Here is a 26,415-nt window from a genome sequence, read left to right on the forward strand (position 1 = left end):
CGCTCTGCGAAACGCCAGGTTATCGAAGCGGGCGGGGTCTCGGCGGAGTGGGTTCGGGGTGCGGGGGGTCACCCCGAGGGGCGGGATCGGAGGGTCGCGGCGCCCACCCGGGCGGCCACCGCGTGCCGTCGACCCGGCAGGAACTGTCCGATACCGCCTGGCGCTCCCTCGTGCGCCCCGAGGGCTACGGGTGCGACAGCTGCCCTGCGCCACCCCGCCCGCGTATCCGCCCCTGGGCGCGCGCCGCGGCCCGCTCCTGGCGTCGGACCCGGCGCCGCTCCCGCCGCAGGGCGCGAGCTGTGCTGCTCGGGGTCGAGACCACCCCGTTGCGCTGCTTCCACACCTGACGCGTGACCCAGACGTCGAGGACGGCCCAGGTCGCCGCCACCGTGCTCGCCACGCTGCTGATCACCATGGGGAAGGCCGGCCAGGATCCGGCCAGCGTGCACAGAAGGGCCACCATCGCCTGCACCAGTGTCACGGCGACGAGGAGTACCGAGCGGACGGCGGCGTTGCGGACCGGGTCCGGCATCCGCCGGTGGCGCGCGGGCTCCTCGACCCACAGCGGCCGCCCGGGGCCCCGTTCCCGGCCGTCGCGGGACGTCCGGGAGGAGGGCTCGTCGCCCTGTTCCTCTACTCGCACCGTGCCGTCCCCCGTCTCGATCGCCGCCTCGCGGGAAGTCGCAGCCCCGCGGTCACCTGCCGGAAGGCAGCGATCGCGGGCCGCGGGGTCCCGAGGTGCCGCCTCTTCCACCATCGTGCCGCTCTCGAGCGCCTCACGCCGCTCAGCCGTGCCCATCACCGTGTCACTCCCCACCGCCGGCAGACCGCCCGCTCCGACTACATGTCCGGCTTCTCGGTGGCTGCCCGGCTTGCACTGTTTTACGCCGCCCGGATACGGCACGGGGCTCATGTGGCTGATTCCGCCCCCAATTCCCTATGAGTAGGACGAACGAGACGCCCGGAAGATTCCCGACGGCCGACGAATTCCGGCCAATCCGCCGACCGAAGCCCCGGCGACGGGGCGCCCCCGCCACGGGCAGCCGGAAGACAATCTCCCCCAATGCCCCGACACCTCCCCATCTCCCGACGCGACCGCGGAAGTTCGCCTTCCGGACGACTCTTCGAGTTCCCCGTGCGGCGGTAGTAGGCTCGCGGCGTTTGTTGACGCACATGCGTGCCCCCCTTGCGACGGGGGTTCGAGCTGGGGGAGTCCATGCGCTTTCGCGGGAAGTCGATCCGCCGGAAGATCGTGGCGCTGCTGCTCGTGCCGCTGGTGTCCCTGGCCGCCGTCTGGGGCTTCGCCACGGTGCTCACCGGACGCGAGGTGAGCAGGCTGTTCACCGTCTCCTCCTTGACGGAGAAGGTCGGTTACCCCGTCGAGGACACCCTCCGCGTCATCCAGCAGGAGCGACGCCAGACCCTGGTCTACCTCGCCGACCCCCGGGCCGCCGACGCGCTCGCCGCCCTGCGCCGCACCCGCGCCGCCACCGACAGCACCGTCGCCGAACTGCGCGCCGAGGCCGCCGACCCCGACCTGGGTGACATCCTGGACGAGGACGACAACGACGGCCTCACCGCCCTGCTGGACGCCCTCGACGGAGTCGACTCGCTGCGTGACAGCGTCGAACAGGGAACCGTCACCCGCGCCCAGGCCTTCGACCTCTTCAACCGGCTGGTCGACCCCGGCTACGAACTGCTCGCCCGGCTCGACGCCGTCGACAGCGCGGAACTGGACAAGCAGTACCGGGCACTGGTCGGCGCCGCCCGCGCACGCGAACTGCTCTCCCGCGAGGACGCCCTGCTCGGCTCCGCCCTCGTCGTCGGCAAGCTCACTCTCACCGAGATCCGCACGGTCTCCACCCTCCAGGCCCAGCGGGAGGCGGTGTACGACATCAGCCTCACCCAACTGCCCGACGCGGAGCGCGAACGCTACGAACGCTTCTGGGCCAACGCCACCACGGCCACGCTGCGCGGAGCCGAGAAGGCAGTCCTCGCCACCGAGCCGGGCGGCATGCCCCGCGGTGTCACGGCCCGAAGCTGGGACACCGCCGCCGGCAAGGCCCTCGACGAACTCGGCACCCTCGACGAACAGGCCCAGGACCGCTACCAGGACCGCGTCCGTCCCAACGCCGTCGAGGTCATCCTGAAGGCCGCCGTCGTCGGCATCCTCGGCCTGATCGCCCTGCTGTTCTCCCTCCTGGTCTCCGTGCGGATCGGCCGCGGCCTCATCCGGGACCTGCGCCAACTGCGCCTGGAGGCCCACGAGGCGGCCCGCGTACGGCTGCCCGGCGTGATGCGCCGCCTGTCCGCGGGCGAACAGGTCGACGTCGAGACCGAGGCGCCCCACCTGGAGTACGACAAGAACGAGATCGGCGAGGTCGGCCAGGCCCTCAACACCCTGCAACGCGCCGCCGTCGAGGCCGCCGTGAAACAGGCCGAACTGCGCGCCGGCGTCTCCGAGGTCTTCGTCAACCTCGCCCGGCGCAGCCAGGTCCTCCTCCACAAGCAGCTCACGCTCCTGGACACCATGGAGCGCCGCACGCAGGACACCGAGGAACTGGCCGACCTCTTCCGCCTCGACCACCTCACCACCCGGATGCGCCGCCACGCCGAGGGCCTGGTGATCCTCTCCGGCGCCGCACCCTCCCGCCAGTGGCGCAAGCCCGTCCAGCTCATGGACATCGTCCGGGCGGCCGTCGCCGAGGTCGAGGACTACGAGCGCATCGAGGTCCGCCGACTGCCCCGCGTCGCTGTCACCGGCCCGGCCGTCGCCGACGTCACCCACCTGGTCGCCGAACTCCTGGAGAACGCCACGGTGTTCTCCCCGCCGCACACCGCCGTGCAGGTCCTGGGCGAGCGGGTGGCCAACGGGTTCACGCTGGAGATCCACGACCGGGGCCTGGGCATGGCGCCCGAGGCACTCCTCGACGCCAACCTCCGGCTCGCCGAGACCCCGGAGTTCGAGCTGTCCGACACCGACCGCCTCGGCCTGTTCGTGGTCAGCCGGCTCGCCCAACGCCAGAACGTCCGGGTCTCCCTGCAGCCCTCGCCCTACGGCGGTACGACGGCCGTGGTGTTCATCCCGGACACCCTGCTCTCGGACGACGTCCCCGACACCAACGGCATCGGCTTCCGCCTCGACCGCCCCCGCGCACCCAAGGAACAGGATCCCGCGCAGGGCCGTGGTTCCGCTCTCTCCCCGGCGCCCGTACGTCTACCCGGGCTCCCCGCCTCCGTGCTGGACGGCCCGGTCGAGCTGGAGGCCCCGGTCGACCTCGACACCCCCGTCCGCCTCGACGCCCTCGGCGGTCTGCCCGAAGACTTGGAGGACGACGGCGAGCACGGCGCCCTGTTCCGCCCGCGGCCCAGCGCCCTGCGCGTCCCGGACGCCCGCCCGGACTCCGCGGGCGACCGTCACCGCAGGCGCTCCGACGATCGGGGCGCGGCGGCACCCACCGACGGCGAGCACGCGGCGCCCGTGTCCCTGCCCCGCCGGCACACCCCGAAGCTCGTCAGCTCCCACGGACGCCCTGTCGGGGACCGCGCCAGACGCTCCCGGCCCGACGAGGACGGCTCGTCCGGCGGCCCGGACGACATCACCCCGGCGCCCCTGCCGACACGCCACCGGGGCAGCACCCCCCAGATACCCCGGGCGAGCGCTACACCCGGGCACCCCACCGAGCGCCCCCGACTCCACGCCGGGCCCGGAGCCGCCTCCGACCAGCCGGGCGAACCTCCGGAACTCCCCCGGCGCGCCCGGCAGCACACCACCGCGTCCGACCAGCGCGGTGAGCTCACCCCCGGGACCGGTCCCGACACCCGACGCGACGCCGGGGCCGGGGCCGGGCCGAGCGGAGCGGACGGCGCCGGCCCCCGCACCCCGGCGCCCGAAACCGGCTCCGCACCTGGAGCGCTGCCCCGGCGCGTGCGCCAGGCGAGCCTCGCGCCGCAGCTGAAACAGGGCACCACGCCGCGCGACGGGGACCGACCCGACCTCGCCGACCGCGACGCCGACGAAGTCCGCAGCCGGATGGCCTCCCTGCAACGGGGCTGGCAGCGCGGCCGCGCAGAGAACGCCGCGGGCGACGACGCCCCCAGCGGCACAGCACCACGAGGAACGAAGGGGGACGGTCGATGACCGCACCGAAGGCGACCGGACATGCCATGACCGAGGGACGCGAGCTGGACTGGCTCCTCGACGAGCTCGTCGACCGGGTCGCGAGCATCCGCAAAGCCGTCGTCCTCTCCGGCGACGGCCTGCCCACGGGAGTGTCCAAGGACCTCACCAGAGAGGACAGCGAACACCTGGCGGCCGTCGCCTCCGGCTTCCACAGCCTCGCCAAGGGCGTGGGACGCCACTTCGAGGCGGGCAGCGTCCGCCAGACCGTCGTCGAACTCGACGATGCCTTCCTGTTCGTGACCGCCGCCGGTGACGGCTCCTGCCTCGCCGTCCTCTCCGACGCCGACTCCGACGTCGGCCAGGTCGCCTACGAGATGACCCTGCTGGTCAAGCGGGTCGGCGTACACCTGGGCACCGCCGCGCGCACCGACCTGCCCGCCGGCGGGTAGTGGGATGGCATGAGGACAGACGGTCAGGGAACAAGCCACTGGTTCGACGGTGACGCCGGGCCCGTCGTGCGCCCGTACGCCATGACGCGCGGCCGGACCAGTCACGCCGCCCAGCACCGCCTCGATCTGATCGCGGTCGTCGTGGCCGAGCCCCACGCGCAGGACCCCGCCACGGACCCCTCGCTGTCCCCGGAGCACCTGGACATCGTCGGTCTGTGCCGGGACACCCCGCAGTCGGTCGCCGAACTCGCCGCCGACCTCGACCTCCCCATCGGAGTGGTACGGGTCCTCGTCGGAGATCTCGTGGACGCCGAATTCGTCCATGTGAACCGGCCCGTACCACCCGCCGAACTGCCGGACGAGAGTATTCTGCGCGACGTGATCAACGGCCTCCGAGCGCTGTGAACAGTGCGGAAGCGGGGTGAGGACGTGCCAGGCTGGCAGTTCTGGGTCGACCGGGGCGGCACCTTCACCGACATCGTCGCGCGCCGCCCCGACGGCCGCCTGCTGACCCACAAGCTGCTGTCGGAGAACCCCGCCCGGTACTCCGACGCGGCCGTCGCCGGCGTGCGCGCACTGCTGGACGGCTCGACGGACCCCGTCGAAGCCGTCCGCATGGGCACCACCGTCGCGACCAACGCGCTGCTCGAACGCAAGGGCGAACGCACCCTCCTGGTCATCACCCGAGGCTTCCGCGACGCGCCGCGCATCGCCTACCAGAACCGCCCGAGCATCTTCGCCCGCCGCATCGAACTGCCCGAACTGCTCCACGAGCGGGTCGTCGAGGTCGACGAACGGATCGCCGCCGACGGCACCGTCCTGCGCGCCCCCGACCTCGACGCCCTCGCCGGCCCGCTTCAGGAGGCGTACGACGCCGGTATCCGCGCCGTCGCCGTGGTCTGCCTGCACAGCCATCTGCACCCCGGCCACGAACAGGCCGTGGGCGCCCTGGCCGAACGCATCGGCTTCCCGCAGATCTCGCTGTCCAGCGAGGTCAGTCCGCTGATGAAGCTCGTTCCGCGCGGGGACACGGCCGTCGTCGACGCCTACCTGTCGCCCGTCCTGCGCCGCTACGTCCGGCACGTCGCCGACGAGCTGCGCGACGTCAGGCTGATGTTCATGCAGTCCAACGGCGGACTCGCCGAGGCCGGGCAGTTCCGTGGCAAGGACGCCGTACTGTCGGGGCCCGCGGGCGGCATCGTCGGCATGGCCCGCATGTCCCAGATGGCCGGCCACGACCGCGTCATCGGCTTCGACATGGGCGGCACGTCCACCGACGTCTCGCACTTCGCCGGCGCCTACGAACGCGTCTTCACCACCCAGCTCGCCGGGGTTCGGCTGCGCGCTCCCATGCTGGACATCCACACCGTCGCCGCCGGCGGCGGCTCCGTCCTCCACTTCGACGGCTCCCGCTACCGCGTAGGGCCGGACTCGGCGGGAGCTGACCCCGGCCCCACCTGCTACCGCGGCGGCGGCCCGCTCGCCGTCACCGACGCCAACGTGATGCTCGGCCGCATCCAGCCCGCCCACTTCCCGGCCGTCTTCGGACCCGGGGGAGACCAGCCGCTCGACGCCGCCCTCGTCCGCGAACGCTTCGCCTCCCTCGCGCGCGAGATCCGCGAGCACACCGGTGACGACCGCACCCCCGAGCAGGTCGCCGAGGGCTACCTGCGGATCGCCGTCGCCAACATCGCCAACGCCGTCAAGCGGATCTCGGTGCAGAAGGGGCACGACGTCACCCGCTACGCGCTCACCACCTTCGGGGGCGCGGGCGGACAGCACGCCTGCATGGTCGCCGACTCCCTCGGCATCCGCACCGTTCTCGTGCCTCCCATGGCGGGCGTCCTGTCCGCCCTCGGTATCGGTCTCGCCGACACCACCGCCATGCGCGAACAGTCCGCCGAGACGCCCCTGACAGCCACTGCCATGCCCGGTCTCCTCAAGACCGCCGCGGACCTGGAGGCAGCCGCCCGCGCCGAGCTCCACGCCGAGGACGTCCCCGACGACCGCGTCCGCGTCATCCGCCGCGCCCAACTGCGCTACGACGGCACCGACACCACCCTCACCGTCGAGCTGACCGAGCCCGACGCCATGCGCCGCGCCTTCGAGGAACGTCACCGCGCCACGTACTCCTTCACCCTCGACCGTCCGGTCGTCGTCGAGGCCCTCTCCGTGGAAGCCACCGGCATCACCGCACCCCCCGATCTGTCTGCCCTCGCCCCGTACGGGGGCCGCCCCGCCGCCCCCGCCTCCGTCCGCCTCCACACCGGCGGCACCTGGCGTGAGGTACCCCTCCACCGCCGCGAGGCCCTCCCTCCCGGCGAGACCGTCACCGGCCCCGCGATGATCGCGGAAGCCGGCGCCACCACCGTCGTCGACGACGGCTGGCGGGCCGTGGCGACCGACGAGGGGCATCTGGTCATGGAACGCGTGACGGTTACGCAGAGTTCCGAACTCGACACGAAAGCCGATCCGGTTCTACTGGAGGTCTTCAACAACCTCTTCATGTCCATCGCCGAACAGATGGGCGCCCGACTGGAGTCCACGGCCCAGTCGGTCAACATCAAGGAACGCCTAGACTTCTCCTGCGCCCTGTTCGACCCGGACGGAAACCTGGTGGCCAACGCCCCGCACATCCCCGTCCACCTGGGCTCCATGGGCACCAGCGTCAAGGAGGTCATCCGCCGCCGCGCCCACAGCATGCGGCCCGGAGACACCTACGCCGTCAATGATCCGTACCACGGCGGCACCCATCTGCCGGACGTCACCGTGATCACCCCGGTCTTCGACTCCCCGCACCCGTCCGCCACGCACAGTGAGCGGAAGATTCTCTTCTATGTCGCCTCCCGCGGCCACCACGCCGAGATCGGCGGCATCGCCCCCGGCTCCATGCCGGCGAACAGCCGCACCATCGAGGAGGAAGGCGTCCTCTTCGACAACTGGCTGCTCACCGAGGGCGGGCGCCTACGCGAGAGGGAGACCCTCCGGCTGCTCACCGAGGCCCGCCACCCCTCCCGCAACCCGGACACCAACCTCGCCGACCTGCGCGCCCAGATCGCCGCCAACCAGAAGGGCGTCGACGAGGTCGGCCGCATGATCGAGCACTTCGGACTCGATGTGGTCCAGGCCTACATGCGGCACGTCCAGGACAATGCCGAGGAGGCCGTGCGCCGCGTCATCGACGCCCTGGACGACGGCGAGTACGCCTACGAGACCGACGCCGGCGCCGTCATCCGGGTACGCGTGCGCGTGAACCGCGCCGAACGGTCCGCCACGGTCGACTTCACCGGCACCTCGCCGCAGGTGGCCGGCAACTTCAACGCCCCCTTCTCGGTGGTCAACGCCGCCGTCCTCTACGTCTTCCGCACCCTCGTCGCCGACGACATCCCGCTCAACGACGGCTGCCTGCGCCCCCTGAACATCGTCGTACCGCCCGGCTCCCTGCTCGCACCGGTGCCGCCGGCCGCCGTGGTCGCCGGAAACGTCGAGACCTCCCAGGCACTCACCGGAGCCCTCTACGCCGCACTCGGGGTCCAGGCCGAGGGCTCCGGAACCATGAACAACGTCACCTTCGGCAACACCAGCCACCAGTACTACGAGACCGTCGCCTCCGGGTCCGGCGCGGGCGACGGCTTCCCCGGCGCGAGCGTCGTCCAGACCCACATGACCAACTCCCGCCTCACCGACCCCGAGGTGCTGGAGTGGCGGCTGCCCGTCCGGCTGGAGGAGTTCTCCGTCCGGCGCGGCAGCGGCGGAGCCGGACGGTGGCGCGGCGGGGACGGCGCGGTGCGCCGCATCCGGTTCCTGGAACCCATGACCGTCTCCACCCTCTCCCAGCACCGCAGAGTGCCCCCGTACGGCATGGCGGGCGGCGAGCCCGGCGCGCTGGGAGCCAACCGCGTGGAACGCGCGGACGGCACGGTCGTCGACCTCGCAGGCTGCGGTTCAGCCGACGTCCGGGCCGGCGACGTACTCGTCATCGAGACCCCCGGCGGCGGAGGATACGGTCCTCCGCCCACCGACCCCACCGAGCAGGAGAAGTGATCGATGATCTTCGGGCGCTCTGAGCGCGGCAAGCCCCCGGTCGAGCCCGTCACGCTCAAGATCCTGGTGGCCGGCGGCTTCGGCGTCGGCAAGACCACCCTCGTCGGTGCCGTCAGCGAGATCCGGCCGCTGCGCACCGAGGAGTACCTCACCGAGGCGGGGCGCCCGGTCGACGACACCTCGGGTGTGGAGGGCAAGCACACCACCACCGTCGCCATGGACTTCGGCCGTATCACTCTGCGCGAGGACCTGGTGCTCTACCTCTTCGGTACCCCCGGCCAGGAGCGGTTCTGGTTCATGTGGGACGAGTTGTCCGAAGGCGCGCTCGGCGCCGTGGTCCTCGCCGACACACGCCGCCTGGAGGACTGCTTCGCCGCCGTCGACTACTTCGAGCGGCGTTCCATCCCCTTCGTCGTCGGCGTCAACTGCTTCGAGGGAGCGGCCCGGTATCCGGCGGAGGACATCCGGCAGGCCCTCGACCTCGACGCGGACATCCCCGTGGTGCTGTGCGACGCCCGCGATCGACAGTCCGTCAAGGACGTCCTGGTCGGTGTGGTGCAGCATGCCATGGACTACGGCACCGCACACCGGCCCGCCGTCACCACCTGAGACACCCCCCACCGCGTGGCCGACACGGCCCGTACCCCCGCCGACCGGGGTACGGGCCGTGGCTCTCGGGCCGTCCGCCACGCGCGCGTGGCGGACGAGTAGACGCGCACACGCGTGATCAGCCCTCGCCGTCCTGCACCCAGCCGAGGCTCTTCTCCACCGCCCTGCGCCAGTTGCGGTACTCGCGCTCCCGCACCGAGTCCGTCATGGACGGTGTCCACTCGGCGTCCCGCCGCCAGTGCGCCTTCAGCTCGTCCAGGCCGTTCCACACCCCGGTGGCCAGCCCCGCCGCGTAGGCGGCGCCCAGGCAGGTCGTCTCCGAGACGCGTGGCCGGATCACCGGCACTCCGAGCACGTCCGCCTGATGCTGCATCAGCAGAGCGTTCTTCGTCATCCCGCCGTCCACCTTCAACGCCGTGATCCGCACCCCGGAGTCCTGGAACATGGCGTCCACGACTTCACGGGTCTGCCAACTGGTGGCCTCCAGCACCGCGCGGGCGAGATGGGCCTTCGTTACGTAGCGAGTGAGCCCGGTGACGACACCGCGGGCGTCGGAACGCCAGTAGGGCGCGAACAGGCCCGAGAAAGCCGGCACGACATAGGCGCCGCCGTTGTCGTCGACACTCGCCGCCAGGGTCTCGATCTCGTCAGCCGTACGGATGATGCCGAGCTGGTCGCGGAACCACTGCACCAGCGCGCCCGTTATCGCGATCGATCCCTCCAGGCAGTACACCGGGGTCTCGGCCCCGATCTTGTAGCCCATCGTCGTCAGCAGCCCGTTCTTCGACGGCACCGGCCGGCCGCCGGTGTTGAGCAGCAGGAAACTGCCCGTGCCGTAGGTGTTCTTGGCCGTGCCCACGTCGTAACAGGCCTGTCCGAAGACGGCCGCCTGCTGGTCGCCCAGCGCGGATGCCACCGGAACCCCCGGGAGCGGCCCCACCGCAGCCCCGTACACCTCGGCGGAGGACCGGATCTCCGGCAGCATCGCCTCGGGCAGGTTCATGGCGGAGAGGATCGAGGGGTCCCACTGGAGCGTCTCCAGGTTCATCAGCATGGTCCGCCCGGCGTTGGTCACGTCGGTGACGTGCCGTCCGCCGTCGGTGCCACCGGTGAGGTTCCAGATGAGCCAGGAGTCGATGGTGCCGAAGGCGATCTCGCCCCGCTCGGCCCGGGCACGCAGGCCGGGAACGTGGTCGAGCAGCCAGGCCGCCTTGGGACCGGAGAAGTAGCTGGCCAGCGGCAGCCCCGTCCGCTCGCGGAAGCGGTCCTGCCCGGCGCTGCCGCCCAGTTCGCGGCACAGCGCGGCCGTCCGGGTGTCCTGCCAGACGATCGCGTTGTGCACGGGCTTGCCGGTGGCCCGGTCCCACAGGACCGTCGTCTCGCGCTGGTTGGTGATGCCGAGAGCGCTGATCTGGTCGGCGCGCAGGCCGGCCTTGGCGGTCGCCCCGGCGAGCACCGCCCGCACCTTCGCCCAGATCTCGGTGGCGTCGTGCTCCACCCAGCCTGGCCTGGGAAAGATCTGGCGGTGCTCGCGCTGGTCGACGGCGACGACGGCGCCGTCGTGGTCGAAGACGATGCAGCGGCTCGACGTGGTGCCCTGGTCGATGGCCGCGACGTACCGCGCGGCGGTGTCCGTCATGGAAACCCCTTGGGCTCGGTTGCGGAGGCTGCTCGGTGTCTGAGGGTGAGCGCGGCGCAGACGCCCGCGCCGGACAGGATCACGATCGCGGTGCCGATGATCTCCCCGACGAAGATGTCCCCGTTGCTCATGGCGGCTCCTGGGCCGGGCGCTGGGCACTTCGACCCCGGCGCTGCGTGCAGGGTGCGGCTTGCCGTGGCCGCCGCGGCCGGGACGGTAGGTCCCGCGCCCCGCCCGGCCTCCGTGACGAGCGTGCGTCGCGGCCGAATCGCCCGGCGTGGAGGGGCCGTGGATAGGGAAGCCCTCGGCGCGCCTGGATCCGCCGAGAATGTACGGCGATGTCGGCTGACACCGGGAAGTGTTCACCGGCGCCCGGAGAGCGTCAAGGAGGCGGACGGCAACGGTTGGGCGCGAGGCCTGCACGTCCAACGCCTCGACGGGAGACAGTGATTCGAGGCATTCCGCCCGCACGCGCGGGGTGCCGTGACACATCTGCCGGTGCGTACGCGGTCCACGGCACTCGGGCCCGGGCTCCGCGGCGGTCGACGCGCAGGCCTTCAGTCGGTCGTCACCTCGCGCCCGGCTCCGCCCCCACCCTCGGTGCCCCGGCGTCCGGCTCCTGTGCGGAGCCGCGGCGGATCTCGTAGCCGGGCAGGCCCGCGCGGCCCACCACCCAGCTCGGCCCGCGCAGCGACTTGGCCTCCTTCTTGAGCGGCGCCAGCCACGCGGCGGCCTGCTCGTGGCCGGTGACACCGCCCGGCGGGCACACCACCGTGGCCAGCGACAAGGTCACCGGACGCCCGCCCGCCGACCAAGGCGCGTCCAGCACCGCGGCCGCCACCGTGTCCAGGCGTTCCGGATCCGTCAGGACCAGGAAGTCGTCGCCGCCGATGTGCCCGACCCGGACACCGCCGTGCCGCTCCTTGACCGCCGCACCGTGCAGGGCCCGCCCCACCGCCCGGATCAACCCGTCTCCCGCCGCGAACCCGGCGCCGTCGTTGACCTGCTTGAAGTGGTCTACATCCAGCCAGCTGAGAGTGAACGCCCGGCCGTCGGCGATCCGCCGGTCCACGTCCGCGGTGATCGCGTCCGAGCCGGGCAGCCGGGTCAGCGGATTCAGCCCCACCGCCTCCTCGACCCGGGTCTCGGACAGCGCCCGGACGAGATCGGCGAACCGTACGACGCCCACACACCGACCGTGCCGGTCGACGACGGCCACGTCGTCCGAGGTGCGGTCCCGGTCGCCGACCGCGATCACGTCCAGCACCTCCCAGGCGGTGGCGTCGACGCCCACGGTGCGCGGGGGATCGCCCAGCCTGGCCGCGGGCCGGTCGGCGTAGAGCGCGTGCCCGTACCGACCGGACATGGTCAGCAGGAAGCGGGACCGGTGCAGCGAGCGCACCGGCGCCCCCACCCGGTCCACCAGCAGTACCCCGGACACCTCGGGCGAGCCGGTCAGCAGTGCCCGTACCTGACCCGCCGACGCGGTGACCGGCAGCAGCGCGGCAGGCCGGAGGAACTCCCGGACCGACGGCCCCTGACGCGGCGCCCGCGCGGCCGCCGCAGAGCGCGGCGGAAGGTATACGTCCGCCGCGGGCAACCGGGCCGGCGGCGCGAACAGCTCGCCCTGGGCCAGCTGGGCCCCCGCTGCCACCGCGACCGCGCACTGCCGCTCGGTCTCCACTCCCTCGACCGCCAGGAGCGCGCCCAACTCGTCGCACCACGTCCGCATCGCGCGGACCGCGGCCGGCCGGTCGAGCAGTGACGCGTCGAGCTTCACCAGATCCGGCGCCAGGTCCACGAGCAGCCTCAGCGGCACGTCCCCGTCGCCCACCCCGTCCGCGCTGATCCGGAATCCCTGCTCCCGCAGCACGCCCACCGCGTCCAGCAGCGCGGGCCGGGGCACATGGGTGTACGGCGGCGCGATGTCCAGCGACACCTCCCACGGCAGCCGCCCGGCCTCGCGCACGGCGTCGTGCAGCGAGGGCAGGCCGCCCAGGTCCGCGAGGGTGCCGGCGAACACGTTGATCTGCAGGGGCAGCAACGTCTCCTTGCGGGCCGCCGCACGCACGGCCGACACGGCCAGCCGCCCGTCCAGTTCGGGATCCCGGCGGGCCTGCGCAAGGATGTCGCCGGTCTCCGGGCGGGCGAGGAGTTCCAGCCCGGCCACCCCGCCGGTGGCCAGGTTGACCACCGGCTGGAAGGCGAAGCGGAGAGTATCCGTCCAGGAGTGCACGGGAGCATGATGGCGCCGCCGGGGTGTGCCCAGGCGCAGTTCATGAGACGTTCACGCAGGATTTTCGACTGATCACGGAGAGTGGGCGTGCCCGGGGTGGCGCCCCCGCGGCCCGACTTCCGCGTCTTCCTGGCTGGCTCGGTCGGGGACCTCGTCGACGCACCCGCGGCTCAGCGCGCGACGAGCACCGCCGACCCGTGCCCGAACAGACCCTGGTTGGCCGTGATTCCCACGCGCGCCCGCGGTATCTGGCGCTCACCGGCCTGCCCTCTCAACTGCCAGGTGACCTCGCAGACCTGCGCGATGGCCTGAGCGGGCACCGCTTCCCCGAACGACGCCAGCCCCCCGCTCGCGTTCACCGGGATCCGCCCGCCCACGGCCGTCGCGCCCTCCGCGAGCAGTTTGGCGCCCTGGCCCGCGCCGCACAGCCCCAGGTCCTCGTACCACTGCAGTTCCAGGGCGGTGGACAGGTCGTACACCTCCGCGAGGGACAGATCCGAGGGGTCGACGCCGGCCTCCTCGTAGGCCGCTCGGGCGATCGATGCCCGGAACGTCTCGCCGTCCGGTTCGACCGCCACCGCGGAGTCGGTCGCGATGTCGGGCAGATCCAGCACGGTGGCCGGATAGCGCGGCGTCACCGTGGACACCGCCCGGATCCGCACCGGACGCGCCTGTCCTTGCCGACGCGCGAACTCCATGCTGGACAGCACCAGCGCCGCACCGCCGTCCGAGGTGGCACAGATGTCCAGCAGGCGCAGCGGGTCGGCGACCACCGCGGAGGCGGCCACCTCCTCCTCGGTGACCCGCGCGCGGTAGCGCGCATACGGATTCAGCGCCCCCATGACGGAGTTCTTGACCTTGACCCTCGCGAAGTCCTGGACGGTGTCACCGTGCACGGCCATGCGCCGGCGCGCGTACAGCGCGAAATACGTCGGATTGGTGGCCCCGAGGATCCGGAACCGCAACCAGTCGGGATCGTCCGGCCGGTCCCCGCCCGCAGGGCGGAAGAACCCCTTGGGTGCCGCGTCGGCGCCCACCACCAGCACGACGTCCGCGCGACCGGCCAGGATCTGCGCCCGCGCCGCGTCGATGGCCTGGGCGCCCGACGCGCACGCCGCGTACACGCTCGTGACCCGGGCGCCCTGCCAGCCCAGCGCCTTGGCGAAGGTCGCCCCGGCCACATACCCGGGGTAGCCGCCGCGCACCGTGTCCGCGCCCACGATCGAACCGACCTCCCGCCACTCCACCCCCGCGTCGGCCAGAGCGGCGCGCGCCGCCGCCACTCCGTACGCGACGAACGGGCGCCCCCACTTGCCCCACGGGTGCATCCCCGCGCCGAGCACCGCAACCTCTGCCGTCATGTCCTCGCCCCCGTCGGCCGCCAGTGCCAGGTCGTCCAGGCCGTCTCCGGGTCCTCGTGCAGCACGCCCGGTACGGCCTCCACCTCCATGCCCACCGTCAGATCGGCGACGGTGACCCCGGGAGCCGCCTGCCCGAGCACCACCATCCGCTCGGCGGCCAGCTCCACCGCGATCAACGCGCACGGCTTCCACGGAAGTTCCGGATTCGTCACATAGGGTGACGGCGGCCGGTATCGGCTGTCGGTGAACGACCAGACACGTCCGCGTCGCGACAGGCGTGCCTCCGTCAATTCGCCGCCCGAACACCGGGGATTGCGGCAGTGGCCGTCCTCGCGGGGGAAGAAGACCGATCCGCACGCCGAGCACCGCGTCCCGAGCAACGCGAAGTCCTCGCCGTCCCCCGTGAACCATCCCTCGACCACCGGTTTCCGTGTGCGCGACAACGTGCCTCCCGGGGCAGATCCTGACGGTGCGTCAGGAGTCTGCCATGCGCCCCGCGAAATGGGCAGGGCCCGTGCGGGGGATCGGACCGACACGGTGGGACCGGCGCGGTGAGAGCCCCCGTCGCGATCGGATACAGTCCGCCGCGTGTCCGATACTCAGCACACCACTTCGAACTCCGCACGGAACTCGCATTGTTCGAGCTGCGGAGCGCCCTACGGGGAGGGCGTCGATGGATGGCCCCGCACCTGCCCCGCCTGCACCACGGTCGCCTACCGCAACCCGCTGCCGGTCGCGATCGCCCTCCAGCCCGTGTACGACACCCAGGGCACAGCCCTGGTCGTCATCACCCGCACCGTCGAACCCGCGCGCGGGGGCACCGCACTCCCCGGCGGCTACATCGACGACCGTGAGGACTGGCGCCAGGCCGTCGTGCGCGAACTCAAGGAGGAGACCGGCATCGACGCGGCGAGCCGTGACGTACGGCTCGCGGACGCGATGAGCTCGCCCGACGGGCATCTGCTGCTCTTCGGGCTGCTGCCCGAGCGGCCTGCCGACCGCCTGCCGGACTCGGCCGCCACCGACGAGACCGAGGGCTGGCACCTCCTGCGCAGGCCCGAGGAACTCGCCTTCCCCCTGCACTCCCACGCCGTGCGGGCGTTCTTCGACGGCCGCTACGTCTGATTCCGGAGGCAGCCCAGTCCTCGTACCCGAACCGGGCGGGACGGCTCCCGCACGCCGTCCTCGCCCTCCCGCTCGACGACGAGTTCCCGGCCCTCCCAGCGGGCGACGTACCGCTCGATCTCCGGCTCGGCCCAGCCGTCGCCCACGTCCTGCACGACCAGGCCGCCGCCTGTCCGTCCCCGGGCCGGTGCCCATACCTCCAGCGCCGGCCCGTCCTCCCCGCGGACCGGAAGGACGGCGCCCGCGCGCGCGAACACCGGAATCCGCGACAAGGGCGCGTCGATCAGCACCTGCCCCGGCCCCTCGTACGTCCGCTCCGTCGCCGTGTCGTACCACAGCCCCCGGGGCAACTGCACCACCCGCCGGTCCGCGCCCGGATCCAGCACCGGCGCCACCAGCAGGCAGTCACCGAGCAGGAAGGCGTCCGCACAGTCGCGGAGCACCCGGTCCTCGGGCGCGCCCCACCACACCGGCCGTACATAAGGCGTCCCGGTGCGCCGCGCCAGATGCGCCAGCGTCACGAAGTACGGCAGCAGCCGACGCCGCTCGACGAGCGCCGCGCGCGCGTGCTCCAGCACCTGGGCGCCGAACTCCCAGGGTTCCCTGCGGCCCGCCCGCAGACTGGCATGCGTACGGAACAGGGGCAGGTATGCGGCCATCTGGAACCAGCGCAGGTACAGCTCCGGCGACGGGGTCCCGTCGAACCCCCCGACGTCCGGCCCCGAGTACGGCACCCCGCACAACCCCAGACCCAGGACGAGCGCCAACGACGCCCGCAGCCCCGGCCAGCCGGTGGCCACGTCGCCGGACCAGGTCCCGCCGTAGCGCTGCATGCCCGCCCATCCGGAGCGGGAGAACAGGAACGGACGCTCCTCGGGGAGCAGCCCGCGCACGCCCTCGTAGCCCGCCCGCGCCATGCACAGGGCGTACACGTTGTGCGCCTCGAGGTGGTCGCCGCCCCGCTCCTCCAGCGCGTGCCGGGCCGAGCGCGGCAGCGTCGTCTCGCCGAACGCGGCGAACGACGTCGGCTCGTTCATGTCGTGCCAGAAACCGGCGAACCCCTGAGCCAGGCGCTCTTTGTAGAGTTCACCCCACCACGCGCGCACGCGCGGGTGCGTGAAGTCCGGGAACACCGACTCGCCGGGCCACACCACCCCCCTGAACGGCCGGCCCGACGCGTCCCGCACGAACGCGTCCTCGGCCGTCCCGCTGTCGTACACCTCGTTCCCCGGCGCGGCCTTCACGGCGGGATCCACGATGGACACCAGCCGGATCCCGGCCCGCCGCAACTCCTCGGCGAAGCCCGGCAGCGTCGGGAACCGGTTCTGGTCGACGGTGAACACCTGGTGCTCGTCGTAGTGATCGATGTCCAGGTGGACGGCGTCCAGCGGCAGGCCGTGCGCACGGTACCCGTCGACGATCCGCCGGACCTCGTTCTCGCTGCCGAAGCCCCATCGCGCGTGGTGGTGCCCCAGCGCCCAGGCAGGCGGCAGCGCGGGCGGTCCGGTCAGCGACGCCCAGGTGAGCAGTACGCGCGCGGGGGTCCCCACCACCACCCAGCAGCGCAGCGGACCGCCCTCCATCCGCAGCTCGCACGTCCCGGGCCGGTCGTGTCCGGAACCGGCCCCCTCCTCACCCTCCCGCAGCGTCACCCGGCCGTCCCAGCTGTTGTCGTGGAACACCAGGTGCGTGCCCGCGTCGGCCACCACCATCTGCACCGGCATCGTGATGTACAGCGGGTCGTCGCCGGGCCCGAACGCCGCCCCCTGGTCGGTGTTCCACAGACGGTAGACCCCGTCCCGCAGACGCGGCCCCGAGGCCCGCCCGCCGAGACCGAAGAACCGCGCGTCCGCTGCCACCTCGGAGCGCTGCATCCAGCGCGCCGGACCGCCGTCCTCCGGCTCCCACCAGCGCGGCGGCAGATCACGGCGCAGCGGGACCCCACCCGGGGTGAGCACTTCGACCGCGCCGTGCCGTGAGACGGTGACCGTCGCCCGCTCGGCCACCACCCGCCAGCCACCGTCCTTGTCCGGCTCCAGCACCGCTCGGGGGTCCGGCTCCGGGGCAGCGCCCGCCAGCGCGTACGACGGCTCGGGACCGGCCCCGTCCCAGCCCCAGAACACGGCACCGTTCACCGCGACGACGATCCGCAGCTCGGAGCGGCTGAACCGGACGACCCCACCGCCCGGCCCGGGCTCCACCTCGCGCATCGGCCCGGGCACCCGCGCCCGCACGGCACCGCGCGAGGCCGACGCGGCGGCGTCCGCGCGGCGGCGGCGCCACGCGGCACGTACGGTCCGCAACCCCTGTGCCGTTCCGACGGCACCCCATGTCTTCACCGAACGCACCAGGTCACGACCGTCCATGCTGATCACCCTGCCATTGCCCGTGCCCCCCGCGGGTGTCGTTCAACTGCCGTTCACCCGTGCCGGCACCACATCTTTGCGACATGGACTATGTGGAGCGCACCCTGGTGTAGAAGTCGATCACATGGCATCGTCCGTGTCAGCCGCGTCACGCGCACACCCCTGCACGTGCGCGGGTGACGCACACGACGCGCACAGTCCGGGAGCCGCCCATGTCGACCGAGAACCCCCAGCCGCTCTGGCAGCCCGATCCGCGGCGCATCGCGGGGGCACAGATCACCAGGTTCCAGGCCTGGGCCGCCCAGCGCCACGGCGCCCCCGCCGAGGGAGGCTACCCTGCCCTGCACCGCTGGTCCGTCGACGAGCTGGAGACGTTCTGGACGGCCGTCACGGAGTGGTTCGACGTCCGTTTCTCCACCCCCTACGCGCGCGTACTCGGCGACCGCGCCATGCCGGGCGCCGAGTGGTTCCCCGGGGCGACGCTGAACTACGCCGAGCACGCCCTGCGCGCCGCGGCGACCCGCGCGGACGAACCTGCCCTGCTTCATGTGGACGAGACCCATGAGCCGCGCCAGGTGACCTGGTCCGAACTGCGCCGACAGGTCGGTTCTCTCGCCGCCGAACTGCGTGCCCTGGGCGTCCGTCCGGGCGACCGGATCAGCGGCTACCTCCCGAACGTCCCGCAGGCCGTGGTCGCCCTGCTCGCCACGGCCGCCGTGGGCGGCGTCTGGACGTCCTGCGCCCCCGACTTCGGTGCCCGGAGCGTCCTGGACCGCTTCCAGCAGGTGGAGCCGGTCGTTCTGTTCACCGTCGACGGCTACCGCTACGGCGGCAAGGAACACGACCGGCGCGCCACCGTCGCCGAGCTGCGCCGCGAACTGCCGACCCTGCGCGCCGTGGTCCACATCCCGCTGCTGGGCACGGAGGCGCCCGAGGGTGCCCTGGAGTGGTCCGCCTTGACGAGCGCCGACACCGATCCGGTCTTCGAGCAGGTGCCCTTCGCACACCCCCTGTGGGTGCTGTACTCGTCGGGCACCACCGGTCTGCCGAAGGCCATCGTGCAGTCGCAGGGCGGCATCCTCGTCGAACACCTCAAGCAGATCGGCCTGCACTGCGACCTCGGCCCCGAGGACCGCTTCTTCTGGTACACCTCGACCGGCTGGATGATGTGGAACTTCCTCGTCTCCGGTCTGCTGACGGGCACCACGATCGTCCTCTACGACGGCAGCCCCGGCTACCCCGACACCGGCGCCCAGTGGCGCGTCGCCGAGCGCACCGGCGCCACCCTCTTCGGAACCTCGGCGGCGTACGTCATGGCCTGCCGCAAGGCCGGCGTCCACCCGGCGCGCGACTTCGACCTGAGCCGCGTGCGGTGCGTGGCCACCACCGGCTCGCCGCTGCCCCCCGACGGCTTCCGCTGGCTGCACGACGAGGTCCGCGACGACCTGTGGATCGCCTCCGTCAGCGGCGGCACGGACGTCTGCTCCTGCTTCGCCGGAGCCGTCCCCACCCTCCCCGTGTACACCGGCGAGCTCCAGGCCCCCGGCCTCGGCACGGACCTGCAGTCCTGGGACCCGAGCGGTCGGCCCGTCGTCGACGAGGTCGGCGAGCTCGTCGTCACCAACCCCATGCCGTCCATGCCGGTCCGCTTCTGGAACGACCCCGACGGAAGCCGCTACCACGACAGCTACTTCGACACGTACCCCGGCGTGTGGCGGCACGGCGACTGGATCACCGTCACCTCACGCGGCTCCGTGATCATCCACGGCCGCTCCGACTCCACCCTCAACCGCCAGGGCGTGCGGATGGGGTCCGCGGACATCTATGAGGTCGTCGAGCGCCTCCCCGAGATCAGGGAATCCCTGGTCATCGGCGTGGAACGGCCCGACGGCGGCTACTGGATGCCGCTGTTCGTCCACCTGGCGCCCGGCGCCGTCCTTGATGAGGACCTGCTGGACCGCGTCAAGCGGAGCATCCGTGAGCAACTCTCACCGCGTCACGTACCCGATGAGATCATCGAGGTGCCCGGTGTTCCCCACACCCTCACCGGCAAACGCATCGAGGTCCCGGTGAAACGCCTCCTCCAGGGAGCCCCGCTGGAGAAGGCGGTCAATCCCGGCTCCATCGACAACCTCGACCTGCTGCACTTCTACGAGGACCTCGCCCGCAAGCGCGCCTGAGCGGCGTCAGCCGCCGTAGGTGGCCTCGGACTCGCCGAGCACGGCGGCGAAGTCCGAGGCCAGCCGTGCCGCGTCGGCCGGCTCCAGCTCAGCCACGGAGATCCGCACGCCTGGCCCCGCCGCCAGGCGGAACCTCGCCCCGGCGGCGACCCACCAGCCGTACGACCGCAACCCGTTCACCACCGCGGACTCGTCACGCACGGGCACCCACACGTTGAGGCCGCTCGCCCCGTGTGCCGCGATCCCTCGCCCGGCCAGCTCCCGGAGCAGCGCGGCTCTGCGCACGCCGTACGTCTCACGCGCGCGTGCCACCAACCCTTGCGTGCCGACGTCCGTCAGCAGCCCGTGGACGGTCTCCTGCAGCAGATGGCTGACCCAGCCCGACGTCAGCAGCAGCCGGCCGTCGTGCCGGGCCAGCGTCGTCGGGTCGCAGGCCGCGGCCGCCCACCTCAGGTCGGTCCCCAGGAACTTGCTCACCGTGCGCACGTGCACCCAGCGGGTGAGGCCGCTCGCGGTCAGTGTTCGCAGCGGCGCGTCCGCCACGGCCGATGCGTGATCGTTCTCGACGACCAGCACCTCTGGCCCGTCCGCGAGGACGTCCACCAGCGCGTCCCGGCGCTCCACGGAGAAACACCCGCCGTAGGGATTCTGCGCCCGCGGGCTGCACAGCACGGCGCGCACCCCGCCGTGCAGCGCCTCTAGCAGCGCGTCGGGCCGTACGCCCTCGTCGTCCACGGCCACCGGCACGGCACGCAGACCGAGCGCCGCGACCAGGTCCAGCAGATGGTGGTATCCCGGATCCTCCATCGCCACGGAGTCACCCGGCCGTAGCTCCACGGAGAGCAGTCGCCCCACCAGATCGAGCGCTCCGTGTGCGAACGTCACCTGTTCCGTGGGTACGCCGTCCGTGCCCAGCCACGCGCGTACCTCGTCCTCCAGCCGGGCCAGCCGCGGCGCCGACCGGTGCGAGCGGGCACCGGGGGAGAGCCGCCCGGGAGGGACCAACGCGGGCAGGAGTGCCGGATCCGGATGGCCGCCGGCCAGATCGCGGAGCCCTGCCGGAACCTTCGGCGGCCGACGTGAACCGACGGCCGGCGCCGCCGCCACCACGGTGCCTCCGCGTCCGCGTGTCACCACGATGCCTCGTCGCCGCAGTTCCTTGTAGGCGGTCGCGACCGTACCCGGACTCACGCCCAGCTGGTCCGCCAGTCGCCGCACCGGGGGCAGTGCCGCGCCCGGTGCCAATGCTCCTTCGGCCACGCCGCGTTCGACGGACTCGGCAATCGCCTTGGCCGTCCCCCCAGTGATCCCATATTGTATTGCCACGCTCCACACTATGTATCAATACAAACTGTCGGTCAAGTCGGAGGGGGAATCAGTGCCACCGATCCGGAGGACGATCGCATGGTCGAAGCGCATACCCGGCGGGCGCAGCGGACGCAGAATGCTCACGGTCGCGTGCGTCGACCGCGTCGGCAGCGGCCTGTGGGCCACCGTCTCCGTCCTCTACCTCAGCTACGTCTCCCACCTTTCCCTGGGCGAGATCGGCACCCTCGTCGCAGCGGCGGGCGGTGTCGGCATCGCGGGCGCACCCCTCGGCGGCCGGCTCGCCGACCGCTTCCCCTTGATCCCCACCCTGATCACGGTGCAACTGCTCCGCGCCCTTGCCTCCTTCGCCCTGCTGACCACCGACCGCTTCGCCCTGCTGCTCGCCTTCTCCGCCGTCGGTAGCCTCGGCGACCGAGCCGCCAACGTCCTCACCAAACTCTTCGCCGGCCGCGCCGCCGGCCCCGAGCGCGTCCGCTACCAAGCCCTCCAGCGCACCGTCGCCAACGCAGGCTGGGCCCTCGGCGGCCTGGTGGCTGCCGGCGCCCTGGCCCTGGGCAGTACCACCGCGTACCGGTGGCTCCTCACCGGCGACGCCCTGTCCTTCGTCGCCTGCGCCCTCCTCACCCTCCGCTGCACCGAACCCCGGTCCACCACCCGGCGCATCACCGGCTCGGCAGACACCGCGCCCACACCCCGCACCGCCAACCCCTGGCGCGACCGCACCTACCTCGCCTACGTCGCCGCGGAGACCGCGCTCAGCCTCCACGACGCCGTCTTCAAGGTCGGTCTGCCCCTGTGGATCGCCCACGTCGAAACCGCCCCCCACGGTCTCGCCCCGCTTCTCCTGGTCCTCAACAACGCCCTCGTCATCGCCCTGCAGATACCGCTCTCACGATTCGGCGCCACCACAGCCGCCGCTCGCACCCTCCTCCTCCCGCTCGCGGCCGCCTTCGCCCTCGGAGGGACGACCATGGCCCTGTCGGCCACCGGCGGAACCCTCACGGCCACGGCACTGCTCACCGCCGCGGCCGTGTTCTTCACCGCGGCCGAGATGCTCCACGCCACCGCCTCGTGGGAACTCTCGCTCGCGCTCGCCCCCGACTCCGCGCAGGGCGCCTACCTCGGCGTGCACGGGCTCGCCCAATCCGCCCAGCGCAGCGTCGGACCACTCGTCGTGACCACGGCCATTGCCGTCGGTCCCCTCGGATGGACCGCTTTCGGCAGCGCCATCGCCCTGACCTGCGTCTTGCAGCACCGAGTAGTCCGAGAGCGCCTCGCGGCGGAGCGATTGTCAGTGCCGCCGGTTACTTTGAGTGAGCATTGATCGACTGCGCTCACCGAGCGCCGAGGGGGAGGAATCATGGCGTACACCGACGACCAGACCATGCGACGCGTCCTGCGCCGAGAGATCGCAGGCACCATCGGCCTGCTCACGGACGAACACGACTTCCGCGCCATGCGGCGCTACCGCAGTTTCACCTTCGACGACCACACCACGTACCTGAACCAGGTCGAGGCCCTTCTCAAGACCCGCGCCCTCCAGGGCAACCACACCACCGTGGCCCTCTTCGACCCGGTCGAGTACGCCGAGTACTGCGCGGAACACGGCCTCGACCCCGATGTCCCCGCGAACCGCTCCCGCTTCACCGCCGAACTCGCCGCCACCGGCCCGACGGTCCCCTACGAGGGACAGCCGCTGGCCGACCTCGTCCCGACCCTGGTCGACGAAGCCGTCCGCCAGGCCACCTGGGAGTATGCCGCAACACTCCTGGCCCGCCTCGGCGCCTGCTCATCCTGCGGCGAGGACATCGGCCGTGCGGCCTTCGCCCACGCCTCGCAGCTCTTGCTGCGCATCCTCGACACCGCCGCACCGGGCAACCGCCACCTCGTCTGCAGCGTCAAGGGAGCCCCCGAAACCCTCGTAGCCGTCCTTCACGCCGACCGGACACCCGAGGGAACCACCCGGCTCGACGAGGCGGAGGCCCTCGAATTCACCACCGTCCTGGCCGTCGGCCTGGCCACCCACAGCCCAGGCGGACTCGTCATGCGGACCACCACACCCGAAGGCCCCGACCGGGTCTACGGCTGGCGGGTCCGGAACGGCTCCCTCGAACCCCTCACCGCCGGCGAGGTCTTCGACGCCTACTGCACCGACGTCGAGTCCGGAGACCTCGTCGCACCCGAATCCGACGTGGACTACTGCGCACCCCCGGACCTGGGAGAGGAGGATGCCGCACTCGGCCACCACCACTGACCGGACACCAAGGAGAGCAAGCACAGCAAGGGCAGCGAAGGCCGGGAAAGGGGAGAGACGAGGAAGGGGCGTCCCGTCGTCCGGGACGCCCCTCACCCCCGCCGAGCACCGTCGGCGAACCGGCTACTCGCCGGACAGCACCGCCTGCGCGGCGCTGCGTGCCTCGTCGGCACTGTCCGCCGCCCGCGCGGCCGCCGCGGCACGCTCACACTGCGCGAGCGTGTACTTGGCCAGCGTCGCCCGCACATACGGAATCGACGCCGCCCCCATCGACAGGGAGGTGACACCCAGACCCGCCAGCACACATGCCAGCAGCGGGTCGGACGCCGCCTCACCGCAGACGCCACAGCTCTTGCCCTCGGCCTTGGCCGCCTCAGCCGAGAGCGCGACCAGGTCGAGCAGCGCGGGCTGCCACGGATCCTGCAGCCGGGACACCGCACCCACCTGGCGGTCGGCGGCGAAGGTGTACTGCGCGAGGTCGTTCGTGCCCAGGGACAGGAACTCCACCTCCTGCAGGATGGAACGAGCCCGCAGCGCGGCGGACGGGATCTCCACCATCGCCCCGAACTTCGCCCGCAGCCCGGCCGCCCGACAGGCGTCGGCGAACGCCCTGGCGTCCGCTCGGTCCGCCACCATCGGGGCCATGACCTCCAGGTAGACCGGTAGGCCCTCAGCGGCCTTCGCCAGCGCGGTCAGCTGCGTCCGCAGCACATCCGGGTGATCCAGCAGCGTACGCAGACCCCGCACACCCAGTGCCGGGTTCGGCTCGTCGGCCGGCGTCAGGAAGTCCAGCGGCTTGTCCGCGCCCGCGTCCAGCACCCGCACGACGACCCGGCCCTCCGGGAACGCCTCGAGAACCTGACGATAGGCCTCGACCTGCTTCTCCTCGGACGGCGCGTTCTTGCTGTCGTCCAGGAACAGGAACTCGGTGCGGAAGAGACCCACGCCCTCCGCGCCCGCCTCGACGGCGGCCGGTACATCCGCGGGACCGCCCACGTTCGCCAGCAGCGGCACCTTGTGGCCGTCGGCCGTGACACCCGGCCCCGTGGAGGCGGCCAGCGCCGCCTTCCGCTCGGCCGCCGCGGCCTCCAGCTGCGCCTTCTTCTCCTCGCTGGGGTTCACGAAGATCTCCCCCGTGCTTCCGTCCACGGCGATCATCGTGCCCTCGGTGAGTTCACCGGCCCCCGGCAGCGCAACGACGGCGGGCACCCCGAGCGCACGCGCCAGGATGGCGCTGTGGCTGGTCGGACCGCCCTCCTCGGTGACGAACCCGAGCACCAGCGTCGGATCCAGCAGCGCGGTGTCGGCCGGCGCGAGGTCCCGAGCCACCAGGACGTACGGCTCGTCGCTGTCCGGGACGCCCGGCATGGGGACCCCGAGAAGCCGGGCGACGATACGGTTTCGCACGTCGTCGAGGTCGGCCACCCGGCCGGCCAGGTACTCACCGGCACTCGCCAGCAGCTCGCGGTAGGCGGCAAACGCGTCGTACACGGCTCGCTCAGCGGTACTGCCCACAGCGATCCGACGGTCGACGTCCGCCATCAGCTCCGGGTCCTGCGCCATCATGGCCTGGGCTTCGAGCACTGCCTGTGCCTCACCGCCCGCCAGATTGCCGCGCGCCATCAGGTCGGCGGCCACAGCGTCCACGGCCTGACGAGCGCGCCCCTGTTCGCGCTCCGCCTCGTCCGCCGGTATCTGCTTGGCCGGCGGCTCGAGCACCGCCGTTCCCATGTGCCGAATCTCGCCGATCGCCACACCGTGGCTCACACCGACGCCTCGCAGCGTTGTCTCCATCTCACCCGTCTCCGATAGTGCGGCGGGCCCCGCCGCCGCGGTGGTTGTGCTACTTGCCGTCCTCGACGGCGTCGGCATCGCTGCCGGGAAGAACGTCACTGCCAGGAAAAGAGCTCGTCGCCGGCCTTCACATCGCCGGTGTCGCGGAGGCCGCTGAGGGAGTCGGCCGTGGCTTCGAGGGCCACGACGGGACAGACCGGGGACTTGCCGGCGGCCTCGACGGCGGCCGGGTCCCAGCGCACCACGGCCTGGCCGCGGGTGACCGTGTCCCCCTTCTTCACGAGGACCTCGAAGCCCTCGCCGTTGAGCTGCACGGTGTCGATTCCGAGGTGGGTGAGCACGCCGTGCCCCTCGCTGTCGACGACGACGAAGGCGTGCGGGTGGAGGGAGACGATGACTCCGTCCACGGGGGCGACCGCCTCGGAAGGCTCACGCACCGGGTCGATGGCGGTACCCGGGCCGACCATGGCCCCGGAGAAGACGGGATCCGGCACAGCGGCAAGTCCGATGGCGCGTCCGGCCTGCGGGGACGTCACGGTGGTCATGGGAAGCCTCCCAGGGGTGGAGTTGTACATGGGCCGTCACTACTAGTCCCGGACGGCGCGCACTGTGCAGCAGCGTATGTCATATGAAGTACCGGTTCCGCATGTGCGGCCCGACCGTGGTCTAGACCACTAGTCTAGTCGATTTGCACGGGCTCCGCGGCCACGTGTACAGTCGTACTCCTGCTTGGGGTTGAGAGACGCGGCAACGCGTCCCGATCAAGCGGCACCCAACTCGTCAGATCCTTTCTCGGATCGCTTCCTGCATGTCCGCAGGCAAGTGGTCAGAGAGTCGGAAAAACGCTGATAGAGTTGGAAACACCGAAGGGAAGCGCCCGGAGGAAAGCCCGAAAGGGTGAGTACG

Annotated in this window: 17 protein-coding genes and 2 pseudogenes; 9 read left to right on the top strand and 10 right to left on the bottom strand. The window is 72.1% G+C overall.

All coding sequences use genetic code 11. The annotated features are described in order from the left end of the window. Positions 1 to 184: 184 nt before the first annotated feature. The gene (locus ACSLTV_RS18070; RefSeq protein WP_432157159.1) at positions 185 to 799 is read right to left on the bottom strand and encodes a hypothetical protein; all 615 of its coding nucleotides are present in this window, start codon (positions 797 to 799) and stop codon (positions 185 to 187) included. A gap of 417 nt (positions 800 to 1,216) precedes the next feature. Between ACSLTV_RS18070 and ACSLTV_RS18075 the strand changes: the two genes are divergently transcribed. From ACSLTV_RS18075 to ACSLTV_RS18095, 5 genes and pseudogenes are all read left to right on the top strand, one after another. Continuing rightward, entirely contained in the window at positions 1,217 to 4,141 is a 2,925-nt protein-coding gene (locus tag ACSLTV_RS18075; protein ID WP_432157158.1) for a nitrate- and nitrite sensing domain-containing protein, read from the top strand. Continuing rightward, the gene (locus ACSLTV_RS18080; RefSeq protein ID WP_432137601.1) at positions 4,138 to 4,572 is read left to right on the top strand and encodes a roadblock/LC7 domain-containing protein; all 435 of its coding nucleotides are present in this window, start codon (positions 4,138 to 4,140) and stop codon (positions 4,570 to 4,572) included. The genes ACSLTV_RS18075 and ACSLTV_RS18080 overlap by 4 nt, the downstream gene beginning before the upstream one ends. Before the next feature lie 9 nt (positions 4,573 to 4,581). Then, a complete protein-coding gene (locus tag ACSLTV_RS18085; RefSeq protein WP_432137602.1) occupies positions 4,582 to 4,977 on the top strand; it encodes a DUF742 domain-containing protein in 396 nt (131 codons plus the stop codon). Positions 4,978 to 5,001: 24 nt separating this feature from the next. Further along, a pseudogene (locus tag ACSLTV_RS18090) lies at positions 5,002 to 8,639 on the top strand (hydantoinase B/oxoprolinase family protein). Further along, entirely contained in the window at positions 8,620 to 9,225 is a 606-nt protein-coding gene (locus ACSLTV_RS18095; protein WP_435612465.1) for a GTP-binding protein, read from the top strand. Before ACSLTV_RS18090 ends, ACSLTV_RS18095 begins: the two are co-directional and overlap by 20 nt. Before the next feature lie 118 nt (positions 9,226 to 9,343). On the opposite strand, the gene glpK is transcribed toward ACSLTV_RS18095, so the two are convergent. The 5 genes and pseudogenes from glpK to ACSLTV_RS18120 form a co-directional block, all read right to left on the bottom strand. Next, positions 9,344 to 10,864 (bottom strand): glycerol kinase GlpK, encoded by a 1,521-nt coding sequence (glpK, locus tag ACSLTV_RS18100; RefSeq protein WP_435612466.1) that lies wholly within the window; start codon positions 10,862 to 10,864, stop codon positions 9,344 to 9,346. Positions 10,865 to 10,881: 17 nt separating this feature from the next. Beyond that, positions 10,882 to 10,995: pseudogene (locus ACSLTV_RS18105) on the bottom strand (aquaporin family protein); the annotation flags it as partial. A 437-nt stretch (positions 10,996 to 11,432) separates the two neighbouring features. After that, the gene (locus tag ACSLTV_RS18110) at positions 11,433 to 13,100 is read right to left on the bottom strand and encodes a GGDEF domain-containing protein (protein ID WP_432137605.1); all 1,668 of its coding nucleotides are present in this window, start codon (positions 13,098 to 13,100) and stop codon (positions 11,433 to 11,435) included. 170 nt (positions 13,101 to 13,270) lie between these two features. After that, positions 13,271 to 14,461 carry a lipid-transfer protein gene (locus ACSLTV_RS18115; protein WP_432157156.1) on the bottom strand — a complete coding sequence of 397 codons (1,191 nt, stop codon included), beginning with the start codon at positions 14,459 to 14,461 and terminating at the stop codon, positions 13,271 to 13,273. Then, on the bottom strand, positions 14,458 to 14,883 hold the full coding sequence (locus tag ACSLTV_RS18120) for a Zn-ribbon domain-containing OB-fold protein (protein ID WP_432137618.1): 426 nt from the start codon (positions 14,881 to 14,883) through the stop codon (positions 14,458 to 14,460). Before ACSLTV_RS18120 ends, ACSLTV_RS18115 begins: the two co-directional genes overlap by 4 nt. A 166-nt stretch (positions 14,884 to 15,049) precedes the next feature. On the opposite strand from ACSLTV_RS18120, the gene ACSLTV_RS18125 reads away from it, so the two are divergent. After that, entirely contained in the window at positions 15,050 to 15,586 is a 537-nt protein-coding gene (locus tag ACSLTV_RS18125; protein ID WP_432137607.1) for an NUDIX domain-containing protein, read from the top strand. Here ACSLTV_RS18125 and ACSLTV_RS18130 read toward each other — a convergent pair. After that, the gene (locus tag ACSLTV_RS18130; RefSeq protein ID WP_435612467.1) at positions 15,577 to 17,952 is read right to left on the bottom strand and encodes a glycoside hydrolase family 31 protein; all 2,376 of its coding nucleotides are present in this window, start codon (positions 17,950 to 17,952) and stop codon (positions 15,577 to 15,579) included. The genes ACSLTV_RS18125 and ACSLTV_RS18130 overlap by 10 nt on opposite strands. Positions 17,953 to 18,164: 212 nt before the next feature. On the opposite strand from ACSLTV_RS18130, the gene ACSLTV_RS18135 reads away from it, so the two are divergent. Further along, positions 18,165 to 20,132: an acetoacetate--CoA ligase gene (locus ACSLTV_RS18135; protein WP_435612468.1), complete on the top strand. Its 1,968-nt coding sequence runs from the start codon at positions 18,165 to 18,167 to the stop codon at positions 20,130 to 20,132. A 6-nt stretch (positions 20,133 to 20,138) separates the two neighbouring features. Here ACSLTV_RS18135 and ACSLTV_RS18140 read toward each other — a convergent pair whose 3' ends face one another. Next, entirely contained in the window at positions 20,139 to 21,458 is a 1,320-nt protein-coding gene (locus tag ACSLTV_RS18140) for an aminotransferase class I/II-fold pyridoxal phosphate-dependent enzyme (protein WP_435612469.1), read from the bottom strand. A 118-nt stretch (positions 21,459 to 21,576) separates the two neighbouring features. Between ACSLTV_RS18140 and ACSLTV_RS18145 the strand changes: the two genes are divergently transcribed. Together ACSLTV_RS18145 and ACSLTV_RS18150 are read left to right on the top strand one after the other, a co-directional pair. After that, positions 21,577 to 22,785, top strand: coding sequence for an MFS transporter (locus ACSLTV_RS18145; protein ID WP_435612470.1), 1,209 nt, complete (start codon positions 21,577 to 21,579; stop codon positions 22,783 to 22,785). Between the two features lie 36 nt (positions 22,786 to 22,821). Next, positions 22,822 to 23,715, top strand: coding sequence for a hypothetical protein (locus tag ACSLTV_RS18150; RefSeq protein WP_432137612.1), 894 nt, complete (start codon positions 22,822 to 22,824; stop codon positions 23,713 to 23,715). Between the two features lie 123 nt (positions 23,716 to 23,838). Here ACSLTV_RS18150 and ptsP read toward each other — a convergent pair whose 3' ends face one another. Next, entirely contained in the window at positions 23,839 to 25,509 is a 1,671-nt protein-coding gene (ptsP, locus tag ACSLTV_RS18155; protein WP_432157153.1) for a phosphoenolpyruvate--protein phosphotransferase, read from the bottom strand. A gap of 95 nt (positions 25,510 to 25,604) precedes the next feature. Beyond that, positions 25,605 to 26,054 carry a PTS sugar transporter subunit IIA gene (locus ACSLTV_RS18160; protein WP_435612471.1) on the bottom strand — a complete coding sequence of 150 codons (450 nt, stop codon included), beginning with the start codon at positions 26,052 to 26,054 and terminating at the stop codon, positions 25,605 to 25,607. Between the last annotated feature and the right edge of the window lie 361 nt (positions 26,055 to 26,415).

It is taken from the genome of Streptomyces sp. bgisy159 (assembly GCF_965341775.1).
GTDB lineage: Bacteria > Actinomycetota > Actinomycetes > Streptomycetales > Streptomycetaceae > Streptomyces.

Coding starts and splice junctions, on each gene's coding strand:
- ACSLTV_RS18150 (WP_432137612.1), top strand. CDS start 22,822: ATGGCGTACACCGACGACCAGACCATGCGACGCGTCCTGCGCCGAGAG.
- ACSLTV_RS18160 (WP_435612471.1), bottom strand. CDS start 26,054: ATGACCACCGTGACGTCCCCGCAGGCCGGACGCGCCATCGGACTTGCC.
- ACSLTV_RS18145 (WP_435612470.1), top strand. CDS start 21,577: ATGCTCACGGTCGCGTGCGTCGACCGCGTCGGCAGCGGCCTGTGGGCC.
- ptsP (WP_432157153.1), bottom strand. CDS start 25,509: ATGGAGACAACGCTGCGAGGCGTCGGTGTGAGCCACGGTGTGGCGATC.
- ACSLTV_RS18070 (WP_432157159.1), bottom strand. CDS start 799: ATGGGCACGGCTGAGCGGCGTGAGGCGCTCGAGAGCGGCACGATGGTG.
- ACSLTV_RS18080 (WP_432137601.1), top strand. CDS start 4,138: ATGACCGCACCGAAGGCGACCGGACATGCCATGACCGAGGGACGCGAG.
- ACSLTV_RS18095 (WP_435612465.1), top strand. CDS start 8,620: ATGATCTTCGGGCGCTCTGAGCGCGGCAAGCCCCCGGTCGAGCCCGTC.
- ACSLTV_RS18085 (WP_432137602.1), top strand. CDS start 4,582: ATGAGGACAGACGGTCAGGGAACAAGCCACTGGTTCGACGGTGACGCC.
- ACSLTV_RS18115 (WP_432157156.1), bottom strand. CDS start 14,461: ATGACGGCAGAGGTTGCGGTGCTCGGCGCGGGGATGCACCCGTGGGGC.
- ACSLTV_RS18130 (WP_435612467.1), bottom strand. CDS start 17,952: ATGGACGGTCGTGACCTGGTGCGTTCGGTGAAGACATGGGGTGCCGTC.
- glpK (WP_435612466.1), bottom strand. CDS start 10,864: ATGACGGACACCGCCGCGCGGTACGTCGCGGCCATCGACCAGGGCACC.
- ACSLTV_RS18075 (WP_432157158.1), top strand. CDS start 1,217: ATGCGCTTTCGCGGGAAGTCGATCCGCCGGAAGATCGTGGCGCTGCTG.
- ACSLTV_RS18135 (WP_435612468.1), top strand. CDS start 18,165: ATGTCGACCGAGAACCCCCAGCCGCTCTGGCAGCCCGATCCGCGGCGC.